This window comes from Salipiger sp. (genome assembly GCF_048261495.1).
Classification (GTDB): Bacteria; Pseudomonadota; Alphaproteobacteria; order Rhodobacterales; family Rhodobacteraceae; genus Salipiger.
The window spans coordinates 26,511-52,563 of the sequence record NZ_JBLXFX010000008.1; the positions used below are offsets into that span (position 1 = coordinate 26,511).

Consider the following 26,053-nt stretch of genomic DNA (forward strand, 5'->3'; position numbering starts at 1 on the left):
TCGACCGGGTTATGGGGCCCCGGCTCTTGTCATTCAAGGGTGGCGCGCGGGGCGCCCGGTCAGTCGTTGGCGAGAGGGTGGTGATCGAAGACCAGTTCCTTCAGCCGCGCTTCGAGAACATGGGTGTAGATCTCGGTCGTCGCAACGTCCGCATGGCCGAGAAAGGTCTGGATCGCCCTGAGGTCGGCACCGTTCTGCAACAGGTGGGTGGCAAAGGCGTGGCGCAGCGTATGGGGCGTGACCTTGGCGGGCGAGACGCCGCCGGTGACGGCGATTTCCTTGATGAGCAGGTAGAAGGCATGGCGGGTGAGATGCCCGGACTTGCCGCGCGACGGAAAGAGCTGAGGCGAGGCGGGCTTGCCCGCCATGCGCGCGCGATCCTCTGCGGCGTCGCGTTCGGCCAGCCACACCGCCAGCGCCTCGCGGGCGGGCGGGGACAGCGGGACCATGCGTTCCTTGCCGCCCTTGCCGCGGATCAGCAGCATCCGGGGATCGCCGCGCGCCGCCGACAGGGGCAGGGTGACCAGTTCGCTCACCCGCATGCCGGTGGCGTAGAGCAATTGCATCAGGCAGGTGTTGCGCAGCCGGTCCTGCACCGTGCGCCCGTGGGACTGTGCCGCCGTCAGCAGGCGGTCCACCTCGTCGATGCCGAGGGTCTTGGGCAGGCGTTTGGGCCGCCCCGGCCCGGCGATCTGCACGGCGGGATTGTCGGCGCGCATGCCTTCCTCGAAGGCAAAGCGATAGACCTGCCGGATCGACGACAGCCGCCGCGCGCGTGTCGCCACGGCCAGCCCCTCGGCCTCGCATCGGATGAGATAATCCTCGACATCGGCCCGCTGCGCGGTGGCGAGGTCGAGGTTCCGCGCCGCGAGCCAGCCGGTGAAATCGTTCAGATCGCGGGCATAGGCATCGCGGGTGTTGTCCGCCGCGCCGCGTTCGGCCGCCTGCGCTTCGAGGAAGGACGAGATCCAGTAGGCATCCTTCATCGCAGCGCACCTTCGTCGCCGAGAATAAGGAACTGGATGGCGGCACGGCGGGCCGTATCCTCCAGCGACACGTCGCGGAACGCGGCGAGCGCGGCGGTCATGTCGGCGTGGTTGCCCTCGGCGCCGGAGGCATAAAGCTCCATCGCGCGCAGGATCACCTCGCCCAGCTTTCCGGCCTTGCGCAGCTCGGACAGGGTGTCGGGCATGGTGGCGTCCTGCCAGGCCCGCGCCACGGCGGACAGGCGCGGGTCCTCGGGGATCTCCGCGGGGGCGGAGCCGGTGGCAACCGCCTTGATGACCCGCATCAGATCGGTGCGCGGGGTCATGTCGCGGGCGACGGTTTCGTAATCCGACGACAGAAGCTGCGCCCGTTCGGCGAATTCCGCGGCGCGTCCCGACAGCGCCAGCGTGCCGAGATCCGATCCGAACAGCCGCGAGAAGGTCACCAGCAACCCGGCGCTGCGCATCTGCGGCCAGGCCCGGACCAGCGCCGGCCCGGCAAGGTCGGCGCGGCCGGAGGCGATGGCCGCCTCCAGGTCCTGCACCGCCTCGACCCGGTCCCAGACCCCGCCCGAGGCCGCCGGTTCGCGGTCCGAGTAAAGCCCGAGCAGGCGGTTGTCGGACAGCGCCCCGGCCCGCGCCAGGCGTTCCCCGGCCAGCACCTGCGCCCGCCAGCCGCTGTTGCCCGACAGATCGTAGGCCGCGAAGGGGCGCGGCAGCGGCTGGGTGGGCAGCGCCTCGCCCATGGCCTCGAACAGGCGGAATTCCAGCGGCGTCGGGCGCGCGGGGGGCGACACGGCGGACTCGCCGTCGGACAGGGCGGGATCGAGGTAGCGCGCCAGGATCTCGCCGTCGCGCCCGTCGATCTGTCCCAGCGCCCGGGCGGTGCCGAAGACGGTGACCGCATGGTCCCAGTCGCCGGTGCGCGCGTCGCAATAGATCCGCTCCGCCAGGTCGGCGCTCAGCGACGGGTCGGCCTTGAGCGCCAGGCAGGGCGCTTCCTCGCCGCCCGAGAGCAGGGCAAAGTCGAGCCAGCGGGTGTAAAGCTCGGGAGAGCTGTCGCCGCGCGCCCGTTCGATCAGCGCCAGCCCGGGATCTATGGCGCCTTCCGAGAACAGCCGGTCGAGCCGCGCCAGAAGCAGCGGCGCCCCGCTCCCCGATCCTTCGGGGGCATCCGCCTCGGCCAGCAGCAGGGTGAACATCAGCGCCGACATGGCGGGCACCACGAGATCGACCCGCCGGATCAGTCCGCCCAGGGTCGCCGCCTCGCTGCGCGCCCAGAGATCCGGGGGAAGCCCGGTCACCGACATCGGCAACAGTCCCACCGCATCCGCCGAGGGCTGGCCCAGCGGCACCACCTCGACCTCGGGACGGGTGCCGGAGGTGGCGACGGGCGGCTCATCGCGCGGCGCGCTGCGCGGCGGCGGAGCGGCGGTGCGGGTCTGACGTTCCGAATCGAGCCAGTCGATGGCCGAGAGCGGCGCCTGCGCAACAGCCGGCCCGCCGAGAAGGGTCATGGCGAGCAGCGCCGCCCGGATCCGTCGATCAGTTGCCATCAAGGTCCACTGGTTGGCGAATCTCGGTCTGCGGCGGTGAAAAGTCGGCCCCGAAGAAGGGCCCGACATAGGCGTATGCCACCAGCGCGACTCCTGCCAGAAGCAGCAGTATCAGCAGCCATTTGAAAATGCGTCCCATAGATCCGGTCTTCCTGCCTCGCGCCTTTTTTTCATCTTATACCTAGCCTTTTTCGCAAACTCACGTCATTCACGGCGCCGGGAGGCAGAATTGGCGATGGATGGCCGAGATACAAGGGTTGAGGCGCTGCGACTGAAAAAAACCGTGGTCCTCATCGGCATGATGGGAGCGGGAAAATCCGCCGTGGGCCGGGCTTTGGCCACGGCGCTGAACGTGCCGTTCCGCGATTCGGATGCCGAGATCGAAATCGCGGCCAACATGAGCATCGCGGAGATCTTCTCGCGCGATGGCGAAGCCTTCTTCCGACGCAAGGAAACCCAGGTCATCGACCGGCTGCTGGACGACACGCCCGCGGTGCTGTCGACGGGGGGAGGCGCCTACATGGCGCCGGGCAACCGCGAGATGATCACCCGCAAGGGCGTCGCCGTCTGGCTCGACGCCGAACTGCCGGTGCTCTGGAACCGGGTCCGCCACAAATCCACCCGCCCGCTGCTGCGCACGGACAACCCGCTGGCTACGCTGACGGAAATCTATGAACGGCGCGTCCCGATCTATGCGCTTGCCGACCTCAAGGTGCCTTCCGGTGCCCGCCAGTCGGTCGAAGCCATGGCGCGCACGGTGATCGGGGTGCTCAAGACACGCCCGGACGTCCTGATGGAGGCCGAAAAATGAGTGCGAAGGTGCATGTCGCCCTGGGCGAGCGGGCCTATGACGTGGTGATCGGGGAAGGGCTGCTGGACCGTGCCGGCGCCCTCGTCGCGCCGCTGCTGCGCCGCCGGCGGGTGGTCGTGGTCAGCGACGAGACCGTCGCGGCGGCCCATCTCGACCGCCTGAGCGCCGCCCTGGACGCCGAAGGCATCGTCTGCCATGCGCTGACCCTGACGCCCGGCGAGGCGACGAAGTGCTGGCGCGAGCTCGAGCGCGTGGTGGAATGGCTCCTCGCGCAGAAGGTCGAGCGGAACGACGTGGTGATCGCCCTCGGCGGCGGCGTGATCGGCGACCTCGTGGGCTTTGCCGCCGCCGTGCTCCGGCGCGGGGTGCGCTTCGTGCAGGTGCCGACTTCGCTGCTGGCCCAGGTGGATTCCTCGGTCGGCGGCAAGACCGGGATCAATTCTCCGGCGGGCAAGAACCTCGTGGGGGCGTTTCACCAGCCCGCGCTGGTGCTGGCCGACATCGGCGTTCTCGACACGCTGACCGAACGCGATTTCCTCGCCGGCTACGGCGAAGTGGTGAAATACGGTCTGCTCGGCGATGCCGATTTCTTCGAGTGGCTGGAAACGAATGCCGCGGCGGTCCGCGGCCGGGATCGCGCCGCGCTCGCCCATGCGGTGACCCGGTCGGTCGAGATGAAGGCCGGGATCGTCGTGCGGGACGAAACCGAGCAGGGCGATCGCGCGCTGCTGAACCTCGGTCATACCTTCTGCCATGCCCTCGAATCCGCCACCGGATACTCCTCGCGGTTGCTGCACGGCGAGGGCGTCGCCATCGGCTGCGCGCTCGCCTTCGAGCTCTCCTCGCGCCTCGGGCTTTGCCCCCAAGAGGATCCCTCGCGCCTGCGGGCCCATCTGAAGGCCATGGGCATGAAGACCGACCTCTCCGACATCCCCGGAGAGATTCCCTCCGCCGAAACCCTGCTGGAACTGATGGGCCAGGACAAGAAGGTCGTCGACGGCGCCATCCGCTTCATCCTCGCCCGCGGCATCGGGCAGGCCTTCGTCACCTCCGAGGTGCCTCCGGAAATGGTCCTCGCGGTGCTCGGGGACGCGCTGTCGGGCCGCTGATCCCGACGTTTCCGAACTTGCCATGGCGGACTGCCCGGCCACCGGCGCCGATGCGGGGGCGCTGCCCCCGTCCGCTTTCAGCGGACTCCCCCGGGATATTTTTCGAACCGAAGAAGGGCAGGACTCCTTGCCCGTGCCCGCCGTCGCCCTGAGAACCGCGTATTTCCTTCTTCGGTTTCGAAATATCCCGGGGAGTGTGAGGGGCTGGCCCCTCACCGTGCCGCGCAGGCAAGGGGCGGAAACGAAAATACCGCCCGACGTTTCCATCGGGCGGTGGTGCTGCGTCGTGATCCGGGAGGGTGGATCAGTTCGCGGCTGCGAGTTGCTTGGGCAGCTTGAACGTCCAGACCATGCCGCCCTGGTTCAGGTAGTTGACCTTCTTGGCCACTTCGCCGCCCCAGAGCGGAACCGCGCCGCCCCAGCCGGAGACGACCGAGACATACTGCTCGCCGTCCATGTCCCAGGTGACGGGCTGGCCGACGATGCCGGAGCCGGTCTGGAAGGACCACAGCTCTTCGCCGGTCTCGTCGTCGAGCGCCAGGAACTTGCCCTCGGGCGTGCCGTAGAACACCAGGCCGCCGGCGGTGGTCATCACGCCACCCCAGAGCGGGGCGTCGTTCTTGTGTTCCCACTTCCACTCGCCGGTGACCGGGTCGATGGCCTTGAGCGAACCGATGTGATCCTCGTAGTTCGGCTTGATGGTGAAGCCGGAGCCGAGGTAGGCGGCGCCCTTCTTGTAGCTCACGGGCTCGTTCCAGATGTCCATGCCCCATTCGTTGGAAGGCACGTAGAACAGGCCGGTGTTCTGGCTGTAGGCCATCGGCATCCAGTTCTTGCCGCCGAGGAAGGAGGGCGAGGAGAAGACGACCTCACCCTTGCCGCCGTCTGCTGCCTTGGTGGGATCGCCCGGGCGGCCTTCCTCGATGTAGATCGGGCGGCCGGTGTCGTCGATGCCCGAGGCCCAGGTGATGTCCTTCACGAAGGGCCAGGCGTCGACGAAGGAGCCGTCCGCGTTCAGCACGTAGAAGAAGCCGTTGCGGTCGGCGGTGGCGAGCTTCTGGTTGCCCTCGGCATCCTCGAAGGCCACGACCTCGTTCACGCCGTCGAAATCCCAGCCCTCGCGCGGGGTCGACTGGAAGTGCCACTTGATGTCGCCGGTCGCCGGGTCGATGCCCAGGCGGGAGGCGGCATAGAGGTTGTCGCCGGTGTTGCCCTCGGTCGGCGTGCCGGCATTGCGAAGCCAGGAGTTCCAGGGCGCCGGGTTGCCGGTGCCGAAGATCAGCGTATCCGTGCGCTGGTCGTAGGAGCCGCCGAGCCAGGTCGCGCCGCCGCCGGTCTTCCACATGTCGCCGGGCCACGTCGCGTTGAGCGTGCCCGTCATGGTGCTTTCCTCGCCGTTGAGGGTGCCCATGTGGCCTTCGATCACCGGGCGGGTCCAGACGAGATCGCCGGTTTCGGCGTTGCGGGCCTGCACTTCGCCGACGATGCCGAATTCACCGCCGGAGTTGCCGGTGATCACCAGCCCGTTCACGATCAGCGGGGCTGCGGTGTAGCTGTAGCCGGCCTTGTAGTCGGCGATCTTGTCCCGCCAGACCACGTCTCCGGTCTTGAGGTCCAGCGCGACGAGCCGGGCGTCCAGCGTGCCGAAGTAGATCTTGTCGCCGTAGATCGCCGCGCCGCGGTTGATCACGTCGCAGCAGGGCAGGATGCCTTCGGGCAGGCGGGCATCGTATTGCCAGAGCTCTTCGCCGGTCATCACGTCGATCGCGTAGAGCCGCGAATACGACCCGGTGATGTACATCACGCCGTCATAGATCAGCGGCTGGGTTTCCTGGCCGCGCTGCTTTTCGCCCCCGAGCGAAAAGGCCCACGCGGGCATCAGGTTCTTGACGTTGTCCTTGTTGAGCGTGGTCAGCGGCGAAAAGCGCTGGAGATCGCGTCCCATGCCGTTGGTGACCACCTGATTGGTCATCTCGCGGTCCTTGGCGAGCATGTCCTCGGTGACCTGGGCCTGCGCGGCCGTGGCCGTGAGCAGGCCGAGAACGGCAGCGGCGATAAATCTGTTCATGATTGTCCTCCCGTGAACGAGTGTCATCCGGGTGCGCTGTGCGGCCCGGGAGATTGCCTCCGCCGATCACTATAAGGAGAGCGGGCCGGGGCCATACGGGACTTGGGTCGTACGACCGGGGCCGCCTTGACAGCAGGCCCCCGCGATTCGCAAGCCGTGAGGCCGACTGGTCGGGCAATCTGCCGGAGGGGCTCCGGGGAGGTCTCCGGAATGTCGCGGATGTCGCGGGAGGGAGTGGGTGTTTTATCTAAAAGCATCATTATATCAATATTTTGCGCCATTTTGTTAAACTGAACTTCTGCGCCGCTTGTTGCAGTATCCGGACCGCTTCGAACCCCGGTTGTTGCCGCGCGTCCGGTGCCGCCGGAACGCGGCGGGAGGTAGGGCGCACGAGTCATAGGGGCGGCGGCGGGGCCGTCGGATGGTCGTAGTCCGCGATCCGTTCGGCGGGGGTACAGGGCCGATTTTCGGGCGTCCGGCTGTCGGAAAACCCCTCCGGGAAGAGCGCTGGCGCCGGCTTGGCGCGGGAACCGGCGGCACGGAACGGAAAACGCCCCGGAGTTGGCGACCCCGGGGCGTTGATGTCACGGCTCGGCCGGTTGCAGGCCCGGTCGAGGGGGCCGGCGACGCGGCCTAGAAGGCCGGGGCAAAGCGCCAGTTGTCGGCGTCGGGCGTCACCTCGTCGAGGTCGTATTCCGCCGCCTGAAGCCGTTGCGCGACGGCGAGACCGGCGCTTGCCGCTTCGTCCACCAGTGCGCGTCCGCGGGCGTCGTCCTTCACGGTGCCATACCCTCGCATGAGGTCCAGCCCGTAGTTGAACTTGCCCACCGGGTCTCCGGCAGCGGCGGCGCGGCGGTCCCATTCGGCCGAGGCATCGGGGTTGTACTCTCCGCCGAAGCCGTTCTGGTCCATGTAGCTCATCCATGTCATCGAGCCGGTATAGCCCGCCTCGGCGCAGGACTCGAACAGGGTGCGGGCGCTGGCGTGATCTCCGGACTTGGTGAGCGCGTAGCCGAGCGAACAGAGCACCATGCCGGTTTCACCGCGTTCGGCGCGGTCGAGGAAGCTTTGCCAGGTCATCTCGTCGGGGTTGAGCGTGCCGAGGTCGTCCCCGGTTTCGGCGACGAGGGGCGTTGCGGCAAGAGTTGCAGCGAGAACAAGACGATACATGGCATTCCTCCGGGTTCCGGGGAGGGTAACACGGATGGGTCGCGGTTTCATCGCCGGGATGGTCGCAAGATGGGTCAGCCCTTGCGACGTACCATGCCGCGTGCCGGATCGTAGCCCCAAAGCGCCAGGGCCATGAAGATCACCGTCGCAAGGAGCGTCCAACCGAGGGCCGGCAGATTGAGTTGCAGGTAGAGCGCGAAGCGGATCAGTTCGACCGCATGGGTGAACGGGTTCGCGGCGCAGATGTCGTAGAGAAGGGTCGAGGATTCCTGCATCTTCCAAAGGGGATAGAGCGCGGAGCTGAGAAAGAACATCGGGAAGATCACGAAGTTCATCACCCCGGCGAAATTTTCGAGCTGCTTGATGAAGCTCGACAGCGCGAGCCCGAGCGCGCCCAGCATCAGCCCGGCGATCATCAGGGCCGGAAGGACGGCGAGATAGCCCATCGGTTCGAGAACGATGCCGAAGGCGGCGGCGACGGCCAGGAAGGCCGCCACCTGCAGAAGCGAGATGAAGGTCGCGCCGCAAAGCTTTGACAACAGGAGAAACCATCGCGGCAATGGCGAGGTGAGCAGCAGCCTCATGGAGCCCATCTCGCGGTCATAGACCAGCGAGAGCGACGACTGCATGCCGTTGAACAGCAGGATCATGCCGCAGAGCCCCGGGACGATGTAGGTCTCGTACGTGATGTAGGTCTGGTAGGGCGGAATGATCGACAGGCCGAGCGCGGCGCGGAAGCCGGCGGCGAACACCAGCAGCCAGACCAGCGGACGCACGAGCGCGGCGAGGAAGCGTTCGCGCTGATGGACGAAGCGCAGGGCTTCGCGGGCGGTGATGGCGCGGAAGGCGGTGACCCAGATGCTCATGCCTCGGCCCCCGTAAGATCGAGAAACCAGTCGCGCAGCGGTCGGGCGCCGTGCAGGTCGGCGGCGATGCCGTCGGCGCGGATCTCGCCCCGGTGCAACAGCAGGAGGCGGTCGTCGGGCATGACCTCGTCGGTGAGATGGGTGGCCCAGAGCACGGTGAGCCCGGTTTCGCGCGCGAGGTCGTGCACATGCGCGGTGATCGCGGTCCGCGAGGCGGCGTCGAGCCCTACCGTGGGTTCGTCGAGCAGCAGAACGTCGGGACGATGCAGCAGGGCGCGGGCGATCTCGGTCCGCCGGCGGTGGCCGCCGTTGAGGTCGCGGGCCTTTTCGCGGGCGCGTTCGCGCATGGCGAGCCGGTCGAGCGCGGCGTCGATACGGGACTGCGCCTCGCGCCCGGCGATGCCGTGCAGGGCGGCGAAATAGCCGAGGTTCTGGCGCACCGACAGGTCGAGGTCGAGCGTCGGCTGCTGAAAGACCACGCCCATGCGGGCGAGCGCCGCGCGCGGCGCGCGGGACAGGTCGTGCCCGGCGATCCCGATCCGGCCGTCGGGCGCGGTGAACAGGCGGGTGAGCAGCGAGAAGAGCGTGGACTTGCCCGCGCCGTTGGGGCCGAGCAGGGCGGCGAAGGTGCCTTCCGGAAGGCTGAAGGACACATCCTTCAGGGCCTGCTTGGCACCATAGGCGTAGCTGAGATGATCGACGGTGAGGCTCATGGATCCCCGGAAGCTGTGGTCGGGACACCCTACACGGGTCCGGCGGGGACACCAGTGCTCCGGATGGCGGTGTTGCGCGGCGATCGGGGGGGCGGTGTTTCGACGAACCGTCGCGGCGCCCCGGTCAGGGGGTCGGGCGGAAGGCGGCCCCCCAGGGGAAGCGGCCGACCTTGATGGTCTTCAGCGCCTTGCGCCTTGCCACGTCGATGACGGTCACGTCGCCGGAGATGCCGTTGGTGGTGAAGAGCCGCGACTTGTCGCCGTCGAAGGCCATGTGCCAGACCCGGCGTCCGACCAGGATGTAATCCTCGACCTCGTAGGTTTCGGCGTTCACCACCGCCACGTGGTTGGCCGGTCCGAGCGCGACGAAGGCAAGGGATTCGTCGGCCGTCAGCTCGAAGCCCACCGGCTGGATGCGGTCGGCGTGGATGTCGGGGATCGCGAAGGTGATCCGGGCCTTTTCGGCCCGGGTCGCGGTGTCGAAGACGGTGATCGATCCGCCGATCTCGGAGGAGACCCAGAGTTCGGTCCCGTGCTTGACGAATTCGGCATGGCGCGGGCGCGATTCGACCAGTGTGTTGGCGTAGATCTGCTGGGTCGCGGTGTCGATCCAGTGCGCCATGTTGGTGGTTTCCGAGGTGGTCACGACGGTTGCGCCGTCGGGCGAAACGGCCATGCCCTCGGGTTCGATGCCCACGTCGACCTGCGCGACGACGCGGCGGGTCTCGACATCGACCACGGTGGTGACGGCGTCGTCCTCGTTGGCGATCCAGAGGTGGCGGTCGTCGGGATGCAGGACGAATTGTTCGGGGTCCTCGCCGGAGGGCAGGTCGAACAGGATCTCGCCCGAGACCGGGTCCATCACCTGCACCGCATCGCTGTCGGAGGCGCAGATGTAGAGACGGCTGTGGTCGTGGCTGAAGGTGATTCCGCGCGGACGCTCTCCGGTGGGGATGGTGCGGGTCACTTCGAGCGTCGCGGTGTCGATCACCGACAGGGTGTTGTCCTTTTCGTTGCTGATCCAGATCTCGTCCGCCTGTGCCGCGGAGGCCAGGAGGAGGGCGGCGAGGGATGCGATGCGCCTCATGCGGTGTCCTTTCGGTGGGGCCGGACCGGGGCGCTGCCCCGGACCCCGGGATATTTGCGGCCAGAAGAGGCCGGGAGTCAGGTGCCGAAGGCGGAGCAGGCGCTTTCGGGTCGGTCGGTGCCGAGGCTGTCGAGTTCGTTGGTGCGGTGCAGGAAGCCGTCGAGCGGGGCGGAGGCGACCAGCGCGCCGCGCGTGGTGAGCGGGACCGGCTGGCGCAACTGACCGTCCCAGTCGCGGAAGGTCAGCGGACGACCCTGGAAACCGGCCAGTTCGAACTCCGGTCCGAGGATGTAGTCGCGCAGGGTCGCGGGGTCGGCGGAGGAGGTGCGGGTGACCGCTTCGCCGAGGGTGCGGACCGCCGCCCAGGCGGCGTAGTCGCGCGGGGCCATGGCGCGGCCGGTCGCGTCGGTGAAACGGGATTGCAGCTGTGCCGCGCCCCATTGCTCGACGGCGGGGGACCAGGCGGCGGGGACCAGCCCTTCGGAGCCCGCGACCGGGCGGGGGTGCCAGGTGTTGTAGGGCAGGTAGCGGGCGAAGTCGTTGATCTCGTCCGCGACCAGCAGCAGGTCGTAGTCGCCGAAGTCCTGCGTGAAGAGGGGCACTTCATCGCTGGCGTTGCGGCGCATGTCGGCGTCGAAGGCCCAGGGCTTGCGGGCGCGGATCTCGAGGCCGAACTTGTGGGCGGATGCGAGCAGCGCCTCGGCCCAGGCGGTGTCGCCGGGCAGGGTGCCTTCGATCATCACCAGATCGGTCCACCGGCGCATGACGAGAAATTGCATGAGCGCATCCGCCAGCATGGCGCGCGAGGGCAGGGTGTGGAGCAGGTTGGCGCGGCAATCGACGCCGCGCAGCGCCGTGTCGGGGGCGGAGCTGTTGAAGAGCAGCGCCCCGGCCGCCTGCGGCAGGTCGGCGGCGGCGGTGACATCGGCGGCGGGCGCGTCGAGGATCACGTAGGGGGTGCGGGCGAGGGCCGCGGCCACCGCTCCGGCAAAGTCGGCTCCGGGGGGGATCTCGGCCTGCGACAGCGTCCAGTCCTGTCCGAGGAAGCGCCCGGTGGTGGCGTTTTCCGCCAGCGCCACCTCGGCCCCGGCGCGGCCGAGGTCTTCGGGCACCGGTTCGAGATTCGACAGGGTCGGCGGCGCGGTCAGGAGGCGTTTGATCCAGGCGATCTCGACCGTTTGCGCCGAAACGGAGAGGGGCGCGCAGGTGACGAGGGCCGCCAGTCCGGCGGTGATGCAGGCCTTCAGCATGGGTGGTCTCCTCCTGGTGGGAACCGTGCCGGGGTGCGGGTGCGACCTCAATACGACCATGGTGCAGGCGCGCGCCGCCGCCGCGCCACGAAAGTCCAATTTCGGGCATTGCCGCGCTGCGGCTAGGTAGGGGGAGAGGACGAGACCGCGAACGATCCGGGAGGAAACGCACATGACGAACCCCATCACGAAGCGCCTTATGACGACGCTTGCCGCCACGATGGCCGCCGGGATGGCGCTGGCCCATGGCGATGTCGCGCCGCAGCCCGTGGACACCGCCGGCCTGCCCGAACTGGGCGACGAGTGGCTGACCGAGAACCCCTATCGCGCCGAAGCGGCGGGCGAGGAGGCCTGGGCCAAGGCCGTCAAGATCGGCGCCTCGGGCTACAACCAGAACTGCGCCCGCTGCCACGGGCTCGAGGTGATCTCGGGCGGGCTGGCACCGGACCTGCGGTTCCTCGAGGCCGAGGAATTCGGCGACGAGTGGTTCGTGGAGCGCTTCCGCACCGGCTACACGCAGAACGGCGTGACCAAGATGCCGGCCTTCGGCGAACTGCTGGGGCAGGAGGCGGCCTGGGCGATCCGCACCTATGTCGAGACCCGCCCCGACGACGACAGCCTTGCCGAGGTCAGCGACGAGCTGAAGCAGATCCGCGACACGCTGGCGTCGGGGGACGGGGATGCCGAGGCGCTGAAGGCGCGGCTGGACGAGATCGCCGGCGGGATCGCCACGGTCTCGGGGGCGCCGATCGCCGACAGCGCGGCATCGCGGGCCGCGGCGCTGCTGGACGGCACGCCCGAGGGCACCCGGCATGCGGCCGAGGCGCTGACCATCGGCCTTTCTGCCGCGCACTGAGCATGGGCCCCCTGCGCGCCATGCTCGGCGCCCTGGCGGCGGCGCTCCTCCTCGCGCCGTCGCCGGGGTTTGCGGCGGATCCCTGTGCCGATTACGTCCCCCAGCCCAAGCCCCGGAATGCCGGGCGCGACGTGGTCGGGCAGGATCTCGACACGATCCTGGACCGCGGCTTCATGCGCTTCGCGGTCTACGAGGATTTCCCGCCGTATTCCTGGATGGAGGGCACCGAGCCGCGCGGTGTCGACGTGGAGATCGCCCGGCTGATCGCCGGAGAGATCGGCGTGGCGCCGCGCTTCGATTTCGTCGCCGCGGGCGAGACGCTCGACACCGACCTGCGCAGCTATCTCTGGAAGGGTCCGGTGGTCGGGGGCAGCGTGTCGAACGTGATGATGCGCGTACCCTACGACAGCGCGTTCAAGTGCCGGGTCGAGCAGGTGGTGTTCACCGGGCAATATGCCGGAGAGGGCATCGCCATCGCCTATCGCGAGGCCGAGTACCCGGACGGCGGTCCGGTGCCGGCCTATTTCCGGTTCGACACGGTCGCGGTCGAGAACGATTCGATCTCGGATTTCTACCTCACCTCCTTCGCCGGCGGACAGACCGCGGCGGGGGTGCGGCGCTACCCCACCATGGCCGAGGCGATGGCGGCGCTGAACAGCGGCGAGGTCATGGCCGCGATGGGCCCGCTGGCCCAACTGGAATGGGGCCGGGGGGAGGGCGTCGCGATCCACGAGCCGCCGCTCGCCGGGCTTGCCAAGGCACGCTGGACCCTCGGGGTCGGCGTGCATTTTGCGTATCGTGCCCTCGGCTACGCGGTCGACGACGCGATATCTGCGGGGTTGCAGGACGGACGGATCGCGGCAATCTTCGCATCATACGGGCTGAGTCACGCCATGCCGGAACGGTGACCCTCCGACGGACGGGTACGCCATTGGTCTAATATGCCCGCGAGCGCCAACTGCTACTGTGGGCCCGAGGAGAGAGGAACAACCTGATGCAACTGAGCGATACCCGCGAGATCAACGCCCCCCGCGAGGTGGTCTGGGCGGCGATCCTCGACCCCGAGGTGCTGAAGCAATGCGTCCCCGGCTGCACCGAGATGACCGGCTCGCCCGAGGAGGGTTTCGAGGCGACGGTGGTGCAGAAGGTCGGCCCGGTGAAGGCGACCTTCAAGGGGCAGGTCACCCTGTCGAACCGCAACGAACCCGACAGCCTGACCCTCACCGGCGAGGGCAAGGGCGGCGCCGCCGGCTTTGCCAAGGGCGGGGCCGACGTGACCCTGACCGACCTCGGCGGGGGCCGCACGCAGCTGCATTACGATGTCGAGGCCAAGGTGGGCGGCAAGCTCGCGCAATTGGGCTCGCGCATCATCGACGGATTTGCCAAGAAGATGGCGGATCAGTTCTTTACCAACCTCCAGGATGCGGTCGAAGGCCCCGCAGATCCCGATGCGGCCCCCGCGGCCGAGGGGGATGCCGCCGAGGAGGGCAAGAAGAAGGGCTGGTTCAAGCGCATGGTGTCGGGCTGACGCCGCGCGTCCCGTGAGCACTCTGCCGGGACAGGGCGCCGCCCGTCCCGGTGAACAACGACAAAGACGACAGGATACCCAGGGAGGACCTTATGACCAAGGTGACCATGAAAGTGAACGGCAAGGCCGTTTCGAAGGAGGTCAGGGGCAACATGCTCATGACGGAATTCCTTCGGGACGAACTCCGCCTGACCGGCACGCATGTTGGCTGTGACACCTCGCAATGCGGGGCCTGCGTGATCCACGTGAACGGCAGGAGCGTCAAGGGCTGCACCATGTTCGCCGCCGAATGCGACGGCGCCGAGGTCGGCACGATCGAAGGCCAGGCCAATGCGGACGGCACGCTCAACGTGATCCAGCAGGCGTTCCAGGATCATCACGGTCTCCAGTGCGGTTTCTGCACGCCGGGCATGGTGATGACCGCGGCGGCGCTTCTCAAGGAGAACCCAAAGCCGACCGAGCACGAGGTGCGCGACTACCTCGAAGGCAACATCTGCCGCTGCACGGGCTACCACAACATCGTGAAGGCGATAATGGCCGCAAGCGGCCAGGACGTGGCGGGCATCGCGGCCGAGTGACGGTGACGGAGTGACCGGCGGGGGGCTCCCCCCGCCCGACCCAGGTTTTGCACGGCGGGGCCGGACCCCGTCGCCCCAAGGGAGGATTTGAGGACATGCCGAAGGATCATGGCATCGGCGCGAGCCAGAAACGCCGCGAGGACGTGCGGTTTCTGACCGGCGCCGGGAAGTATACCGACGATATCAACATCTACGGTCAGACCTATTGCTACTTCCTGCGCTCGGACGTGGCACACGGGACCATCACCGGCATCGACACCAGCGCCGCCGAAGGCATGCCCGGTGTTGTGCGCATCTTCACCGGCAAGGATTTCGAGGGCATCGGCGGTCTTCCCTGCGGCTGGCAGGTGACCGACAAGCACGGCGAGCCGATGAAGGAACCCGCGCACCCCGTCCTCGCGCAGGGCAAGGTGCGTCACGTCGGTGACCCGATCGCCGCGATCGTCGCGGACTCGCTGGAGGAGGCGCGCGATGCCGCCGAGGCCATCGTGGTCGACATCGACGAACTGCCCGCCGTGGTCGACATGAAGGCCGCGTTGACCGAGGGGGCCGCCCGGGTCCATGACGATCTGTCCGACAACCTCTGCTACGACTGGCAGTTCGGCTCGGACCAGGAGGCCATCGACAAGGCATTTGCCGAGGCCGCCCATGTCACCACGCTGGAGCTGGTGAACAACCGCCTCGTGGCGAACCCGATGGAGCCGCGCGTCGCGGTCGGCGAATACAGCCGCGCCGACGACATGAGCACGCTGCACACCACCTCGCAGAACCCGCACGTGATCCGGCTGCTGATGGGCGCCTTCGTGCTGGGCATCCCCGAGCACAAGCTGCGCGTCGTGGCGCCCGACGTGGGCGGCGGCTTCGGCACCAAGATCTTCCACTATGCCGAGGAAGCCTTCGTCACCTTCGCCTCGCGCCAGATCAACCGCCCGGTGAAATGGACCTCGTCCCGGTCCGAGGCGTTCATGTCCGATGCGCATGGCCGCGACCATGTGAGCAAGATCGAGCTGGCGCTGGACGCGGAGAACAATTTCATCGGTCTGCGCACCGACACCTACGCCAACATGGGCGCCTACCTGTCGACCTTCGCCTCCTGCACGCCGACCTGGCTGCACGGCACGCTGATGGCGGGCAACTACCGCACGCCGGCGGTGCAGGTGAACGTCAAGGCCGTCTTCACCAACACCGTGCCGGTGGACGCCTACCGCGGCGCGGGCCGCCCGGAGGCGACCTTCCAGCTCGAACGGGTGGTGGACAAGGCCGCGCGCGAACTGGGCGTCGACCCGATCGCCCTGCGCCGTCAGAACTTCATCACGCAGTTCCCCTACGCGACCCCTGTGGCGGTGGAATACGACACCGGCAACTACATCGCGACGATGGACAAGCTCGAAGAGATGATCGACCGTCCGGGCTTTGCCGCCCGCAAGGCCGAGTCCGAAGCCAGGGGCAAGCTGCGCGGCATGGGCATCAACTGCTACATCGAGGCCTGCGGCATCGCGCCGTCGAACCTCGTCGGGCAGCTCGGTGCGCGGGCCGGTCTCTATGACGCGGCGACGGTACGGGTGAATGCCACCGGCTCGATCTCGGTCATGGTGGGGGCGCATTCCCACGGCCAGGGCCACGAGACGGCGTTTCCGCAGGTCGTGGCCGAGATGCTGGGCATCGACGAGAGCATGATCGACATCGTGCACGGCGACACCTCGAAGATCCCGTTCGGCATGGGCACCTACGGGTCGCGCAGCCTTGCGGTCTGCGGCTCTGCCATGGTCCGCGCGACCGAGAAGATCATCAACAAGGCCAAGAAGATCGCGGCCCACATGATGGAAGCCTCGGAAGGCGATATCGAGCTGAAGGACGGCAAGTTCTCGGTTGCGGGCACGGACAAGTCGGTGGCCTGGGGGGATGTGACCCTTGCCGCCTACGTGCCGCACAACTATCCGCTCGAGGATATCGAGCCGGGACTGGAGGAGACGGCCTTCTACGATCCGGCCAACTTCACCTATCCGTCGGGGGCCTATGCCTGCGAGGTCGAGGTCGATCCCGAGACCGGCCGCGTGACCATCGAGCGCTTTGCCGCGGCGGACGATTTCGGCAATGTCATCAACCCGATGATCGTCGAAGGCCAGGTGCACGGCGGCATCGCCCAGGGCATCGGGCAGGCGCTGCTCGAGAGCTGCGTCTACGACGAGAACGGTCAGCTGCTGAGCGCGTCCTACATGGACTACGCCATGCCGCGGGCCGAGGATGTGCCGTTCTACGCGGTCGACCATTCCTGCGTCACGCCCTGCACCCACAACCCGCTCGGGGTGAAGGGCTGCGGCGAGGCCGGGGCCATCGGCTCTCCGCCCGCGGTAGTGAACGCGGTGCTCGACGCGCTGAACGCCGGCGGCTACAAGGTGGAGCATATCGACATGCCGGTGTCGCCGCATCGCGTCTGGTCGGCGATCAACGCTTGAGGATGCCGGACCGGGGGGCTGTCTGCCCCCCGGACCCCCCGAGGATATTTGCAGCCGGAAGAAGCAGGGGCTTCGAACCGGCAGTGGAGGAAACGAGATGTATTCATTCGAGATCGTGAGGCCGAAGAGCGTTGCCGATGCGGTGACGGCCCTCGGCGGCGAAGAGGCGCAGGCCCTGGGTGGCGGTCAGACGCTGATCCCCTCGCTGAAGCAGCGGCTGGCATCGCCCGCTACGCTGGTGTCGCTGACGGCCATCGAGGAGCTCAAGGGCGTGTCGTCCGAGGGCGGCGTGCTGACCATCGGCGGCGGGACGACCCACGGCACCGTGGCCGCGGAAACCGCGTCGAGCTATCCGGCGCTGGCGGCGCTGGCAGGCAACATCGGTGACCCTGCGGTGCGCAACCGCGGCACCATCGGCGGCTCGCTCGCCAACAACGACCCCTCCGCCTGCTATCCGGCGGCGGCGCTGGCCTCCGGTGCGACCATCGTCACCAACAGCCGCGAGATCGCGGCGGACGATTACTTCCAGGGCATGTTCACCACGGCGCTGGAAGAGGGCGAGATCATCACCGCCGTCAAGCTGCCGATCCCCGAAAAGGCCGCCTACATGAAGTTCGAACAGCCCGCGTCGCGCTTTGCGCTGGTCGGGGTGTTCGTGGCGAAATACGCCGACGGGGTGAAGGTCGCCGTGACCGGCGCCTCGGAAGAGGGCGTGTTCCGCTGGAGCGAGGCCGAGGCGGCGCTGTCCTCCGATTTCTCGGCTTCCGCACTGGACGGGCTTTCGGTGCCGGCAGACGGCATGATCGGCGACCTGCACGGATCGGGCGCCTATCGCGCGCATCTCGTCGCCGTGATGACCAAGCGCGCGGTGACCGCCGCGGGCTGAACGGGCGCGTATATTGCACGGAAAGGACCCCCGCGGGCGCTGCCGGCGGGGGTTTTTCCTTGTCTGCGGTTTCGGTCAGCCGTCGCTCAGCTGCTCGATGATGGCGGCGCGGATGCCGGGGTCGGAAATGCCGGGATAGGGTTTCATCCGGTGTCCGGTGACGACCGCGTCCGGGTTCTCGATCCAGGCGTCGAGCGTCGCCTCGTCCCAGGTGATGTCCGCCCCGGCGAGCGCGTCGCTGAAGGCGTAGCCTTCGGTGGCGGCGGCCTTCTTGCCGAGGATGGCGTGCAGGCTCGGGCCGAGCCGGTTGTCGCCCTCGTCCTGCGAATGGCAGGTGCGGCAGTGGTTGTTGTAGGCGGTTTGCGGGTCCGTGTCGTCCTGCGCGAGGGCCGGGCCGGCCAGGCTCAGAAGGGCGGCTGTCAGGATGGGCTTGTGCATGGGTCTACTCCCGTTGGCTGCGGGGGAAACGTGCGGGGCGGGCGCGGCGTTCCGCAGCGTCAGGCCGGGCGGCGGAGGGACGCCGACGGCTCAGAGGCTGCGCAGGTTGCCCGCGCGGTCGACGACGGTGATCCGGTGCAGGCCCGCCGCGTGCTTGAGGCGGGAGAGGGCGCCCGCCTCCATGAAGACCGCCGCCGTGGAAAGCGCATCGGCGCGCGCGGCGCTGTCGGCCTCGATGGTGACGGCCGACCAGAGCGGGCGCCGCCCGTCCGGCGCGAGGATATGCGCCTCTTTCCCGAGCCGGAGGGCGCCGGGGCTGGAGGTGGCCAGCGCCGTTCCGGTGACGCTGAGCTGCCCGAGGGGACCGGCGGCGGGATCCTCCAGCGCGATGCGGAACGGCCCGCCCAGCGCCGCGATCTCGCCCATGTCGATCAGCGCCCCGGTGAAGCCCCGCGATGCGAGATCGGCGCGGACCGCGTCGCTGGCAGAGCCCTGGGCGATGCCGTTGAAGGTCAGTTGCTGACCGGGCGCGAGGGTGATGCGGGCCGCGTCGCGGCGGACACGGTGCCAGCCGATCAGTGCGCGGGCCGGGCCGGGCGCCCGGCCCGTCGCGAGCGCCTGCCAGAGCGGCTGCACGGTCGGGTCGAAAAGGCCGCCGGTCAGGGCATGGGCGCGGTCCGCCTCGTCGAAAAGGGCGCGGACGGCGGCGGCGGGCCGGTCCAGATTCCCGGTCGCGTTGAGTCGCGCCAGATCCGAGTCCGGCGCGAACAGGCTGAAATGCCCCTCGATCCCTGCGAGGATGCCGGGAATTCGCGCAAGCGCCGCGGCGGTTTCCTGCCTCGGGCCGGTGAGGGTGACGCGGCACTCCGCGCCGAGCGCGCGCCCGCTCCAGACATCGGCCACCGCAAGGTGCGGGGCGCAGGCGAAAGCGGCGGAGAGGCTGAGAAAGCGGCGGCGGTTCATTCGGCGGGCACTCCTCCCGCCGTACGCGGCGGGCGCGTGGCGGCGCGTGACTTGAGGATCAGCGGCACGCATTGCGCGGTGTCGTCATGGATCGTCACGCAGTCGAGGCACTGGAAACATTCGTCATACTGGATCTCGCCGCTGCGCCGTATGGCGCCGTAGTTGCATTTGACGCGGCAGAGCTGGCAGGGGGAGCCGCATTCCACCCGGCGCGGAATCCAGCGACGCAGGCGCAGCGCGCCGCCGATCGCCATGAGCGCCCCGAGCGGGCAGAGGTAGCGGCAGAACCCCTTGAACGTCACCATCCCCAGCACCAGCCAGAAGGCCGCATAGGCCGCGTAATACCATTCGCGCAGGAAATAGGTGGTGATGACGGTCTTGAAGGGTTCGATCTCTGCCGCCTTGTCCATATGGCCGGGGCTGAGGATGGTGACGGCGACGAGCCCCGCGAGGGCGAGGTATTTCACCACCTTGAGGCGCTGGTCCCAGAGTCGGGACGGCTCCCATCGCGGCAGGCGCAACAGGCGGCCGGCGTGATGGGCGAATTCCTGAAGCGCGCCGAAGGGGCAGAGCCAGCCGCAGAACAGCCCGCGCCCCCAGAGCAGGAACCCCGAGATCGCCGCGACCCAGACCAGCAGCGAGAAGGGGTCGTAGAGAAGGAAGGCGAAACTTCCCCCGGCCAGCGCCGTCTGCAGCACCGCCAGCGGCGTGACGATGGAAAGCTGACCCTGCCCCCACCAGCCGACAAAGCCGAGCACGGCCGCCAGAATGCCGAGACGGATCGCGGGATAGGCGCGCGCACCCGCCAGGCGGGACTGGAAGAACAGCAGCGTCGGGATCAGCACCGCGAGCCCCGCGGCAAGGATTTCCAGATCGCCCCGACGGTTGCGCACCGCCTCCTCGAACGGGCCGAGGCGCCGCGCCTGCACGGGCCGGGAAAAGAAACGCTCGGGCGTCGCGTGCTCGACCGTCAGTTCGACGGTGCCGATCTCGGGCTGGAACATGCCGTGTTCGCGCACCGCCTCGATGGTCACGGTGAAGGGGGACGCCGGATCGAACCCGAGACGCCGGTCGGTGCGCAGGATCATCGCGGTGCCCTCGCGCAGCGCCTCGGGCACGGTCTCGGCCAGGTCCACCAGCAGATCCGCGTCGCGCAGGGCAACCGGGTAGCCGTCCTGGGCGGCGCCGATCCGGTCGGGCGCGGTGTTGCGCACGAAGTCGGGCGACACGAGGCCGTGGCGCGCGGTTTCGATCATCAGGATCGGTTCGTCATCCGGCGAGATGGCGCGGAAGCGGTCCAGTTCCTCCAGCCCGTCGGGCGACAGCAGCGCGCGCGCGATGGAGCGCGGGCCGAGGTCGGCGATCCAGAGGTCGAGATAGGGCGCGTCGGGCTCCGCGAGCGCTTGGGGATCGTCGAACTGCCAGCGCGTGCCGTCGAACCGCGACTGCAACGCGGCATTGCTGACGACGTGATGTGTCAGGATGCCGCCGTCGCGCAGATCCTCGAAGGTCAGCGCCTCGTCGTGGTCCGGGTCCGGCGCGGCGGGGGGCGTCGAGGCGACCCCCGACATCTTTTCCCGCGCGACCTTGAGCGCGGCGGCAAGGATGCTTTCATGCGCGATGCGGACCGAGGCGGTGGCCTTGGTCACACCGTCGAGATAGGTCAGCTGCCCGCCCTGTGCCGCGCCGCCGTAGGGGGTGCCGACGACGAGGCTTTCGTTGATGGAATGGCCTTGATATTGTTCGAGAAAGGCACGGAACGGGGCTTCGCCGAGGCCGGAGACGAAGATCGGCTCGTTGTGGTGCAGCAGTTGCACGTCGAGGAAGCGCCCTTCGAGGTCGAGCACCACCAGCATGTCGATGGGCCCCCCGGAAAAGCCGGGCAGCGGGGCGAGGGGGGCCGTCTCGAACACGTAGCCGACCTGTGTGCCGCCGGAATTCAGCAGGGCATAGACACCGTCTCCGGTCAGTTCCGCGCCCAGTTCCATCGGAGCGGTGATGCGGGCGGCGATCTCGTCCCGCGACAGGGGGGCCGCTTGGGCGGCAAAGGCCAGCAGCAAGGCCAGCGCCGCGATGATGATGCGTCCCGCCATGTCGTCCTCCCTCGCGGGGGAGCCTATTGCGGCGCGGGCGCGCGGGGAAATGCGACCTTGGTTGCAGCCACGCCCGGGGCGTCGGGACCAATGTCGCAGGGCATGGCGCCGACCCCGGACCTCCACCGGGCGCGCGGCTGCCGCAAGGACAGGGCCGCCGCGGGCAAGCGGATGCTTGACGGCACCGCCGTTCACCGCTCTTGTCCGCCCGTGACCGGACGGCCCCATGACCGGACGGCCCGTGCCAGAAAGGAGAGGGATGATGCTGGATCCGGATTTCGTTCGCGCGCAGTTTCCCGCGTTTTCGCAACCTGCGCTCGACGGCTGGGCGTTCTTCGAGAATGCCGGGGGGTCCTATCCCTGCCGCCAGGTGACCGACCGGCTGACCCGTTTCTACCGCGAACGCAAGGTTCAACCCTACGCGCCCTTTCCCGCCTCGATGGCGGGCGGCGCGGAGATGGACGAGGCGCGCCGCCGCCTGGCCGGTCTGCTCGGCGTCGAGACGGCCGAGGTCAGCTTCGGCCCCTCGACCAGCCAGAACACCTACGTGCTGGCGCAGGCCTTCCGCCGGTTCATGCAACCGGGCGAGGCCATCGTGGTGACCAACCAGGATCACGAGGCCAACAGCGGCGTCTGGCGGCGCCTCGCCGACGAGGGCATCGAGATCCGCGAATGGAAGATGGACCCGGAGACCGGGCATCTCGATCCCGCCGCGCTCGAACCCCTGCTGGACGAGAAGGTCCGGCTGGTGTGTTTTCCCCATTGTTCCAACGTCGTGGGCGAAATCAACCCGGTGACCGAGATCACCGCGCTTGCCCATGCCGCCGGGGCCTTTACCTGCGTCGACGGGGTCAGCCATGCGCCGCACGGCTTTCCCGATGTCGGGGATCTGGGCTGCGACATCTACCTGTTCTCGGCCTACAAGACCTACGGCCCGCATCAGGGCATCATGGTGATCCGCCGCGCGCTGGCCGAAACCCTGCCGAACCAGGGGCATTATTTCAACGGCGACGCGCTCTACAAACGCTTTACCCCCGCCGGGCCGGACCACGCCCAGATCGCCGCCTGTGCCGGGATGGTCGACTACGTGGAGGACGTCGCACGCCATCACGGCATCGCGGCGGGAGAGGTCGCCGGGGCGATGCGCACGCGCGAGACGACGCTGCTGCAGCCACTGCTCGACTGGCTGGGCGAGCGCAACTCCGTCCGCCTTCTCGGCCCGCGCGACGCGGCGCTGCGGGCACCCACCGTGGCGCTCGACCTCGCCAGGCCTGCGGAGCCGGTCGCGGCGGCGCTGGCAGAGCACCGGATCATGGCCGGGGGCGGGGATTTCTACGCGGTCAGGGCCTTGCAGGCTCTGGGCGTGGACCCGGAACGGGGCGTTCTGCGCCTGTCCTTCGTGCACTACACCTCGGAGGACGAGGTCGCGCGGTTGATCGAGGCGCTGGACAAAGTGATCTGATCGGCCCGCGCCTGCGTATCCCGTGGGAACAAAGCCGAAGGATTCCATGTCAGACCAACCGCCCGTCATTCTCTGGATACGCCGCGATCTGCGGCTGACCGACCATGCCGCCCTTCACGAGGCCGCCGCGTCGGGGCGGCCGGTGATCCCGGTCTTCATTCGCGATCACACCGTGGACAGCCTTGGGGCGGCACCGGCCTGGCGTCTGGAACTTGGACTGGACATCTTTGCAAAGGCGTTGAAGGACAAGGGATTGCGCCTCGTTCTTCGCGCGGGACCGGCGCAGGAGGTGCTGCGCGGCCTGGTGGAGGAGACCGGGGCGGACACCGTCTGGTGGCAGCGCGCCTATGATCCGGCCTCGGTCGAGCGTGACACCGACGTGAAGAGCGCGCTGCGCGAGATGGGGCTGGAGGCGAAGAGCTGGCCCGGACACCTGTTGTTCGAACCCTGGAGCGTCGCCACCCAGCAGGGGGATTATTACAAGGTTTACAGTCCCTTCTGGCGCGCGGTTCAGGGGCGTGAGGTCGCGGAACCGCTGCCCGCGCCCGCCCGGCTGACCGCGCCGGAGCGCTGGCCCGAAAGCGACGACCTCTCGGACTGGGCGCTGGGGGCACGGATGCGGCGCGGGGCCGCGGTGGTGCGCGCGCATGTCTCGCCGGGAGAGTGCGCGGCACAGGGACGGCTCGGCGCCTTTGCCGCCTCCGGCATCGACGGATACAAGACCGGGCGCAACATGCTGGCCGAGAACGGGACCTCGAACCTGTCGGAATACCTCAGCCTCGGCGAAATCAGCCCGGCCCAGTGCTGGCACGCCGGCCTGCGCGCCCGGCAGGCGGGCAAGGCGGGGGCCGAAACCTGGCTCAAGGAACTGGTCTGGCGCGAATTCGCCTACCACCTGATGTGGCACACGCCGCACCTGCTGGACGACAACTGGCGGCGCGACTGGAACCGGTTTCCCTGGAACGAGGATCGCCGCCGTCGCGAGGTCATCGCCTGGGAGCGCGCGCGCACCGGAATCCCGCTGGTGGATGCGGGTCTGCGCGAGATGTACGTGACCGGACGGATGCACAACCGCGCCCGGATGGTCGTGGCAAGTTATCTGACCAAGCATCTGATGTGCCATTGGAAAATCGGTCTCGACTGGTTCGCGGACTGCCTTGTCGACTGGGACCCCGCCGCCAATGCGTTGGGGTGGCAGTGGACGGCCGGATCGGGCCCCGATGCGGCGCCCTATTTCCGCGTCTTCAACCCGCTGACCCAAGCCGAAAAGTTCGACCCCGACGGCACCTACCGCCGCCGCTGGATCGCGGAGGGCCAGCGCAATCCGCCGGACACCGCGCTCGCCTATTTCGACGCGATCCCGGAACGCTGGGCGATCTCCGCCTCCGACCCCTATCCGGAGCCGGTCGTCAGCCACGAGGACGGCCGGAAGGCCGCGCTCGGCGCCTACGAGGCGCGGGAGTTCTGACCGGGGATTGTTTCGCGGACGACACAACATCTAGAAGATCGCACCGAAGCGCCTCTGACATCTTGCGCGCGACGCCCGGCCATTGAACACTCCCCGAAAGCGGACCGGAAGACCTGGGAAGAGGCCGAGCGAAACATGTTCACCGCAGCAAGACTGGTTGCGGCCCTGTGTATGGCAGGGCTGGGATGGCTCGGATCGGATTACGTGCGCACGCTGATGCCGGAAAGCACGGCCTTCGGCTATTTCAACTTCGTGAACCTCGCCGTCGGTTTCTTCTGCGGCTGGATCATCATCGGGCCGCGCGCCGGTCGGGGCATGTCCTCGGCGATCTCTCACGGCATCACCGGCACCGTGGCGATGATCTTCTGGGCGCTGTTCCTGCAATCTGCGAACGAGATGACGCGGCTGGCCATGCGGCACCGCTATGACGGTCCGGTCGAGGCGCTCGGCGCGATCTTCGAAATCGGCGTCGGGTATGGTAGCATGCTCGTGAACGGAGGTTTCATCCTCCTGATGATCGCGGGGGCGCTGACGACCGGCATCCTGAGCGAGATCACCTCGAGACACTGGAGGTAGGGCCGATGCGCCGTTTTGTCTTCGGCGCATTGGCTTGGCCGCCCTTGCTCGAACGGGTTCTGGGACGCGCCGCCGATCTGCGGCCGGCGCGGCTGCCGGGCTACGCGGTCTATGGAACGGGCGGCGGGGCGCTGGACCCCGGCACGCTCTGTGCCGTTCCCGAGGGCGGGGCCGCAGGGCTGCTGATCCTCGATCCCGACCCCGAGGACGGCGCGCGCATGGCCTATTTCAACGGCACCGACGCCGACGGCATGGTGACCGAGGTCCGCTGCGGGGGCGACCTGGTCTCGGCCCGGGTGGCGCTGCACGACGACGCACCGGGCGACGGCGCGCCGCCCTGGGATCAGGCGCGCTGGCTGGAGGAGTGGGGCCCGCTGGCGCTGGACACCGCGCGCAACATCATGGCGCAGTACGGCCAGACCGAACCGGCGCGCATGGCCGGGTTGCGGCCCTATCTCGCTGCGCGGGCCTGGGCGCGGCAACTGGCGCGGACCCCGGCCCCGGCGGAGGTGCGGATGGCGACGACGGCCGAAGAGGGTGTCGAGATCCTGCGCGAGCGGCCCGGTCACGAGGGGTTCTTCCGCCTGCGCGCCTTCGACATGCGGCACCGGCGCTTCGACGGTGCGCAATCGCCCGAGATCGGGCGCGAGGGCTTTGTCGCCTATGATGCCGCGCTGGTGCTGCCCTACGATCCGGCCACCGATCACGTCCTTCTGATCGAACAGCTGCGCTACGGCCCGATCCTGCGCGGCGATCCGCGGCCCTGGGTGCTGGAACCCGTGGCGGGCCTCGTCGATGCCGGCGAAGATCCCGAGACCTGTGTCCTTCGCGAGGCGGTGGAAGAGGCCGGGCTGACCCTGCGCGAGGTGAAGCCGATGGTCCGGGTCTATGCGTCTCCGGGCTATTCCAGCGAGTTCTTTCATTGTTATCTGGGTCTTGCCGACCTTTCCTCATACGAGGCCGGAGTCGGCGGGCTGGATGCCGAACACGAAGACATCCGCAGCCACCTGCTCTCCTTCGATCGCGCGATGGCGCTGGTCGACAGCGGCGAGATCAACGCCGGGCCGCTCGCCATGATGCTGCTCTGGCTCGCGCGGGCGCGTGCCGGTCTGCGCGCAGGCGCTTGAGTTCCC

The 26,053-nt window shown here is 68.5% G+C and carries 24 protein-coding genes; 12 read left to right on the forward strand and 12 right to left on the reverse strand.

The window, feature by feature from the left end; translation table 11 throughout:
• Positions 1 to 59: 59 nt before the first annotated feature.
• From ACN0RJ_RS16235 to ACN0RJ_RS16245, 3 genes are read right to left on the reverse strand one after another with little or no spacing between them, the layout of a single operon-like run.
• The gene (locus ACN0RJ_RS16235; protein ID WP_417721735.1) at positions 60 to 986 is read right to left on the reverse strand and encodes a site-specific tyrosine recombinase XerD; all 927 of its coding nucleotides are present in this window, start codon (positions 984 to 986) and stop codon (positions 60 to 62) included.
• Complete coding sequence (locus ACN0RJ_RS16240; protein ID WP_417725039.1) at positions 983 to 2,542, reverse strand: hypothetical protein; 1,560 nt, start codon at positions 2,540 to 2,542, stop codon at positions 983 to 985. The genes ACN0RJ_RS16235 and ACN0RJ_RS16240 overlap by 4 nt, the downstream gene beginning before the upstream one ends.
• Positions 2,532 to 2,681, reverse strand: a complete 150-nt coding sequence (locus ACN0RJ_RS16245) for a hypothetical protein (RefSeq protein ID WP_417724917.1) — start codon at positions 2,679 to 2,681, stop codon at positions 2,532 to 2,534. The genes ACN0RJ_RS16240 and ACN0RJ_RS16245 overlap by 11 nt, the downstream gene beginning before the upstream one ends.
• Before the next feature lie 96 nt (positions 2,682 to 2,777).
• Here ACN0RJ_RS16245 and ACN0RJ_RS16250 point away from each other — a divergent pair, with 96 nt between their 5' ends.
• On the forward strand, positions 2,778 to 3,353 hold the full coding sequence (locus tag ACN0RJ_RS16250) for a shikimate kinase (protein ID WP_417724918.1): 576 nt from the start codon (positions 2,778 to 2,780) through the stop codon (positions 3,351 to 3,353).
• Positions 3,350 to 4,462 carry a 3-dehydroquinate synthase gene (gene aroB, locus ACN0RJ_RS16255; RefSeq protein WP_417724919.1) on the forward strand — a complete coding sequence of 371 codons (1,113 nt, stop codon included), beginning with the start codon at positions 3,350 to 3,352 and terminating at the stop codon, positions 4,460 to 4,462. Before ACN0RJ_RS16250 ends, aroB begins: the two co-directional genes overlap by 4 nt.
• Positions 4,463 to 4,766: 304 nt before the next feature.
• On the opposite strand, the gene ACN0RJ_RS16260 is transcribed toward aroB, so the two are convergent.
• The 6 genes from ACN0RJ_RS16260 to ACN0RJ_RS16285 form a co-directional block, all read right to left on the reverse strand.
• Positions 4,767 to 6,530, reverse strand: a complete 1,764-nt coding sequence (locus ACN0RJ_RS16260; protein WP_417721731.1) for a PQQ-dependent methanol/ethanol family dehydrogenase — start codon at positions 6,528 to 6,530, stop codon at positions 4,767 to 4,769.
• A 633-nt stretch (positions 6,531 to 7,163) separates the two neighbouring features.
• Complete coding sequence (locus ACN0RJ_RS16265) at positions 7,164 to 7,700, reverse strand: tetratricopeptide repeat protein (protein ID WP_417724920.1); 537 nt, start codon at positions 7,698 to 7,700, stop codon at positions 7,164 to 7,166.
• A 74-nt stretch (positions 7,701 to 7,774) separates the two neighbouring features.
• Positions 7,775 to 8,566: an ABC transporter permease gene (locus ACN0RJ_RS16270; RefSeq protein WP_417721729.1), complete on the reverse strand. Its 792-nt coding sequence runs from the start codon at positions 8,564 to 8,566 to the stop codon at positions 7,775 to 7,777.
• The gene (locus tag ACN0RJ_RS16275; RefSeq protein ID WP_417724921.1) at positions 8,563 to 9,279 is read right to left on the reverse strand and encodes an ABC transporter ATP-binding protein; all 717 of its coding nucleotides are present in this window, start codon (positions 9,277 to 9,279) and stop codon (positions 8,563 to 8,565) included. Before ACN0RJ_RS16275 ends, ACN0RJ_RS16270 begins: the two co-directional genes overlap by 4 nt.
• Before the next feature lie 124 nt (positions 9,280 to 9,403).
• Positions 9,404 to 10,366 (reverse strand): YVTN family beta-propeller repeat protein, encoded by a 963-nt coding sequence (locus ACN0RJ_RS16280; protein ID WP_417724922.1) that lies wholly within the window; start codon positions 10,364 to 10,366, stop codon positions 9,404 to 9,406.
• 77 nt (positions 10,367 to 10,443) lie between these two features.
• Positions 10,444 to 11,616 (reverse strand): ABC transporter substrate-binding protein, encoded by a 1,173-nt coding sequence (locus ACN0RJ_RS16285; RefSeq protein WP_417724923.1) that lies wholly within the window; start codon positions 11,614 to 11,616, stop codon positions 10,444 to 10,446.
• Positions 11,617 to 11,788: 172 nt separating this feature from the next.
• On the opposite strand from ACN0RJ_RS16285, the gene pedF reads away from it, so the two are divergent.
• The 6 genes from pedF to ACN0RJ_RS16315 all read left to right on the forward strand — a co-directional run bounded on the left by pedF (position 11,789) and on the right by ACN0RJ_RS16315 (position 17,920).
• On the forward strand, positions 11,789 to 12,472 hold the full coding sequence (gene pedF / locus ACN0RJ_RS16290) for a cytochrome c-550 PedF (protein ID WP_417721725.1): 684 nt from the start codon (positions 11,789 to 11,791) through the stop codon (positions 12,470 to 12,472).
• Between the two features lie 2 nt (positions 12,473 to 12,474).
• The gene (locus tag ACN0RJ_RS16295) at positions 12,475 to 13,380 is read left to right on the forward strand and encodes a substrate-binding periplasmic protein (RefSeq protein ID WP_417721724.1); all 906 of its coding nucleotides are present in this window, start codon (positions 12,475 to 12,477) and stop codon (positions 13,378 to 13,380) included.
• A gap of 86 nt (positions 13,381 to 13,466) precedes the next feature.
• Complete coding sequence (locus tag ACN0RJ_RS16300) at positions 13,467 to 14,000, forward strand: CoxG family protein (RefSeq protein ID WP_417721723.1); 534 nt, start codon at positions 13,467 to 13,469, stop codon at positions 13,998 to 14,000.
• Positions 14,001 to 14,092: 92 nt separating this feature from the next.
• The gene (locus tag ACN0RJ_RS16305; RefSeq protein WP_417721722.1) at positions 14,093 to 14,578 is read left to right on the forward strand and encodes a (2Fe-2S)-binding protein; all 486 of its coding nucleotides are present in this window, start codon (positions 14,093 to 14,095) and stop codon (positions 14,576 to 14,578) included.
• A gap of 95 nt (positions 14,579 to 14,673) precedes the next feature.
• Positions 14,674 to 17,034, forward strand: coding sequence for a xanthine dehydrogenase family protein molybdopterin-binding subunit (locus tag ACN0RJ_RS16310; protein WP_417724924.1), 2,361 nt, complete (start codon positions 14,674 to 14,676; stop codon positions 17,032 to 17,034).
• A 97-nt stretch (positions 17,035 to 17,131) separates the two neighbouring features.
• Positions 17,132 to 17,920 carry an FAD binding domain-containing protein gene (locus ACN0RJ_RS16315; RefSeq protein WP_417721720.1) on the forward strand — a complete coding sequence of 263 codons (789 nt, stop codon included), beginning with the start codon at positions 17,132 to 17,134 and terminating at the stop codon, positions 17,918 to 17,920.
• 75 nt (positions 17,921 to 17,995) lie between these two features.
• On the opposite strand, the gene ACN0RJ_RS16320 is transcribed toward ACN0RJ_RS16315, so the two are convergent.
• The 3 genes from ACN0RJ_RS16320 to ACN0RJ_RS16330 all read right to left on the reverse strand — a co-directional run bounded on the left by ACN0RJ_RS16320 (position 17,996) and on the right by ACN0RJ_RS16330 (position 21,414).
• On the reverse strand, positions 17,996 to 18,358 hold the full coding sequence (locus tag ACN0RJ_RS16320) for a c-type cytochrome (RefSeq protein WP_417721719.1): 363 nt from the start codon (positions 18,356 to 18,358) through the stop codon (positions 17,996 to 17,998).
• Positions 18,359 to 18,448: 90 nt separating this feature from the next.
• Entirely contained in the window at positions 18,449 to 19,321 is an 873-nt protein-coding gene (locus tag ACN0RJ_RS16325) for an FAD:protein FMN transferase (protein ID WP_417724925.1), read from the reverse strand.
• Positions 19,318 to 21,414 carry a 4Fe-4S binding protein gene (locus tag ACN0RJ_RS16330; protein ID WP_417724926.1) on the reverse strand — a complete coding sequence of 699 codons (2,097 nt, stop codon included), beginning with the start codon at positions 21,412 to 21,414 and terminating at the stop codon, positions 19,318 to 19,320. The genes ACN0RJ_RS16325 and ACN0RJ_RS16330 overlap by 4 nt, the downstream gene beginning before the upstream one ends.
• Before the next feature lie 259 nt (positions 21,415 to 21,673).
• On the opposite strand from ACN0RJ_RS16330, the gene ACN0RJ_RS16335 reads away from it, so the two are divergent.
• From ACN0RJ_RS16335 to ACN0RJ_RS16350, 4 genes are all read left to right on the forward strand, one after another.
• The gene (locus ACN0RJ_RS16335; RefSeq protein ID WP_417724927.1) at positions 21,674 to 22,876 is read left to right on the forward strand and encodes an aminotransferase class V-fold PLP-dependent enzyme; all 1,203 of its coding nucleotides are present in this window, start codon (positions 21,674 to 21,676) and stop codon (positions 22,874 to 22,876) included.
• A 46-nt stretch (positions 22,877 to 22,922) separates the two neighbouring features.
• Positions 22,923 to 24,344, forward strand: a complete 1,422-nt coding sequence (locus ACN0RJ_RS16340) for a cryptochrome/photolyase family protein (protein ID WP_417724928.1) — start codon at positions 22,923 to 22,925, stop codon at positions 24,342 to 24,344.
• A gap of 135 nt (positions 24,345 to 24,479) precedes the next feature.
• Complete coding sequence (locus ACN0RJ_RS16345) at positions 24,480 to 24,920, forward strand: TrgA family protein (protein WP_417721714.1); 441 nt, start codon at positions 24,480 to 24,482, stop codon at positions 24,918 to 24,920.
• Between the two features lie 5 nt (positions 24,921 to 24,925).
• Complete coding sequence (locus ACN0RJ_RS16350) at positions 24,926 to 26,047, forward strand: NUDIX domain-containing protein (RefSeq protein ID WP_417724929.1); 1,122 nt, start codon at positions 24,926 to 24,928, stop codon at positions 26,045 to 26,047.
• The last annotated feature ends 6 nt before the right edge of the window (positions 26,048 to 26,053 follow it).

Coding starts and splice junctions, on each gene's coding strand:
- aroB (WP_417724919.1), top strand. CDS start 3,350: ATGAGTGCGAAGGTGCATGTCGCCCTGGGCGAGCGGGCCTATGACGTG.
- ACN0RJ_RS16350 (WP_417724929.1), top strand. CDS start 24,926: ATGCGCCGTTTTGTCTTCGGCGCATTGGCTTGGCCGCCCTTGCTCGAA.
- ACN0RJ_RS16345 (WP_417721714.1), top strand. CDS start 24,480: ATGTTCACCGCAGCAAGACTGGTTGCGGCCCTGTGTATGGCAGGGCTG.
- ACN0RJ_RS16340 (WP_417724928.1), top strand. CDS start 22,923: ATGTCAGACCAACCGCCCGTCATTCTCTGGATACGCCGCGATCTGCGG.
- ACN0RJ_RS16260 (WP_417721731.1), bottom strand. CDS start 6,530: ATGAACAGATTTATCGCCGCTGCCGTTCTCGGCCTGCTCACGGCCACG.
- ACN0RJ_RS16330 (WP_417724926.1), bottom strand. CDS start 21,414: ATGGCGGGACGCATCATCATCGCGGCGCTGGCCTTGCTGCTGGCCTTT.
- ACN0RJ_RS16245 (WP_417724917.1), bottom strand. CDS start 2,681: ATGGGACGCATTTTCAAATGGCTGCTGATACTGCTGCTTCTGGCAGGA.
- ACN0RJ_RS16285 (WP_417724923.1), bottom strand. CDS start 11,616: ATGCTGAAGGCCTGCATCACCGCCGGACTGGCGGCCCTCGTCACCTGC.
- ACN0RJ_RS16325 (WP_417724925.1), bottom strand. CDS start 19,321: ATGAACCGCCGCCGCTTTCTCAGCCTCTCCGCCGCTTTCGCCTGCGCC.
- pedF (WP_417721725.1), top strand. CDS start 11,789: ATGACGAACCCCATCACGAAGCGCCTTATGACGACGCTTGCCGCCACG.
- ACN0RJ_RS16335 (WP_417724927.1), top strand. CDS start 21,674: ATGATGCTGGATCCGGATTTCGTTCGCGCGCAGTTTCCCGCGTTTTCG.
- ACN0RJ_RS16250 (WP_417724918.1), top strand. CDS start 2,778: ATGGATGGCCGAGATACAAGGGTTGAGGCGCTGCGACTGAAAAAAACC.
- ACN0RJ_RS16310 (WP_417724924.1), top strand. CDS start 14,674: ATGCCGAAGGATCATGGCATCGGCGCGAGCCAGAAACGCCGCGAGGAC.
- ACN0RJ_RS16315 (WP_417721720.1), top strand. CDS start 17,132: ATGTATTCATTCGAGATCGTGAGGCCGAAGAGCGTTGCCGATGCGGTG.
- ACN0RJ_RS16235 (WP_417721735.1), bottom strand. CDS start 986: ATGAAGGATGCCTACTGGATCTCGTCCTTCCTCGAAGCGCAGGCGGCC.
- ACN0RJ_RS16280 (WP_417724922.1), bottom strand. CDS start 10,366: ATGAGGCGCATCGCATCCCTCGCCGCCCTCCTCCTGGCCTCCGCGGCA.
- ACN0RJ_RS16240 (WP_417725039.1), bottom strand. CDS start 2,542: ATGGCAACTGATCGACGGATCCGGGCGGCGCTGCTCGCCATGACCCTT.
- ACN0RJ_RS16275 (WP_417724921.1), bottom strand. CDS start 9,279: ATGAGCCTCACCGTCGATCATCTCAGCTACGCCTATGGTGCCAAGCAG.
- ACN0RJ_RS16295 (WP_417721724.1), top strand. CDS start 12,475: ATGGGCCCCCTGCGCGCCATGCTCGGCGCCCTGGCGGCGGCGCTCCTC.
- ACN0RJ_RS16320 (WP_417721719.1), bottom strand. CDS start 18,358: ATGCACAAGCCCATCCTGACAGCCGCCCTTCTGAGCCTGGCCGGCCCG.
- ACN0RJ_RS16305 (WP_417721722.1), top strand. CDS start 14,093: ATGACCAAGGTGACCATGAAAGTGAACGGCAAGGCCGTTTCGAAGGAG.
- ACN0RJ_RS16270 (WP_417721729.1), bottom strand. CDS start 8,566: ATGAGCATCTGGGTCACCGCCTTCCGCGCCATCACCGCCCGCGAAGCC.
- ACN0RJ_RS16265 (WP_417724920.1), bottom strand. CDS start 7,700: ATGTATCGTCTTGTTCTCGCTGCAACTCTTGCCGCAACGCCCCTCGTC.
- ACN0RJ_RS16300 (WP_417721723.1), top strand. CDS start 13,467: ATGCAACTGAGCGATACCCGCGAGATCAACGCCCCCCGCGAGGTGGTC.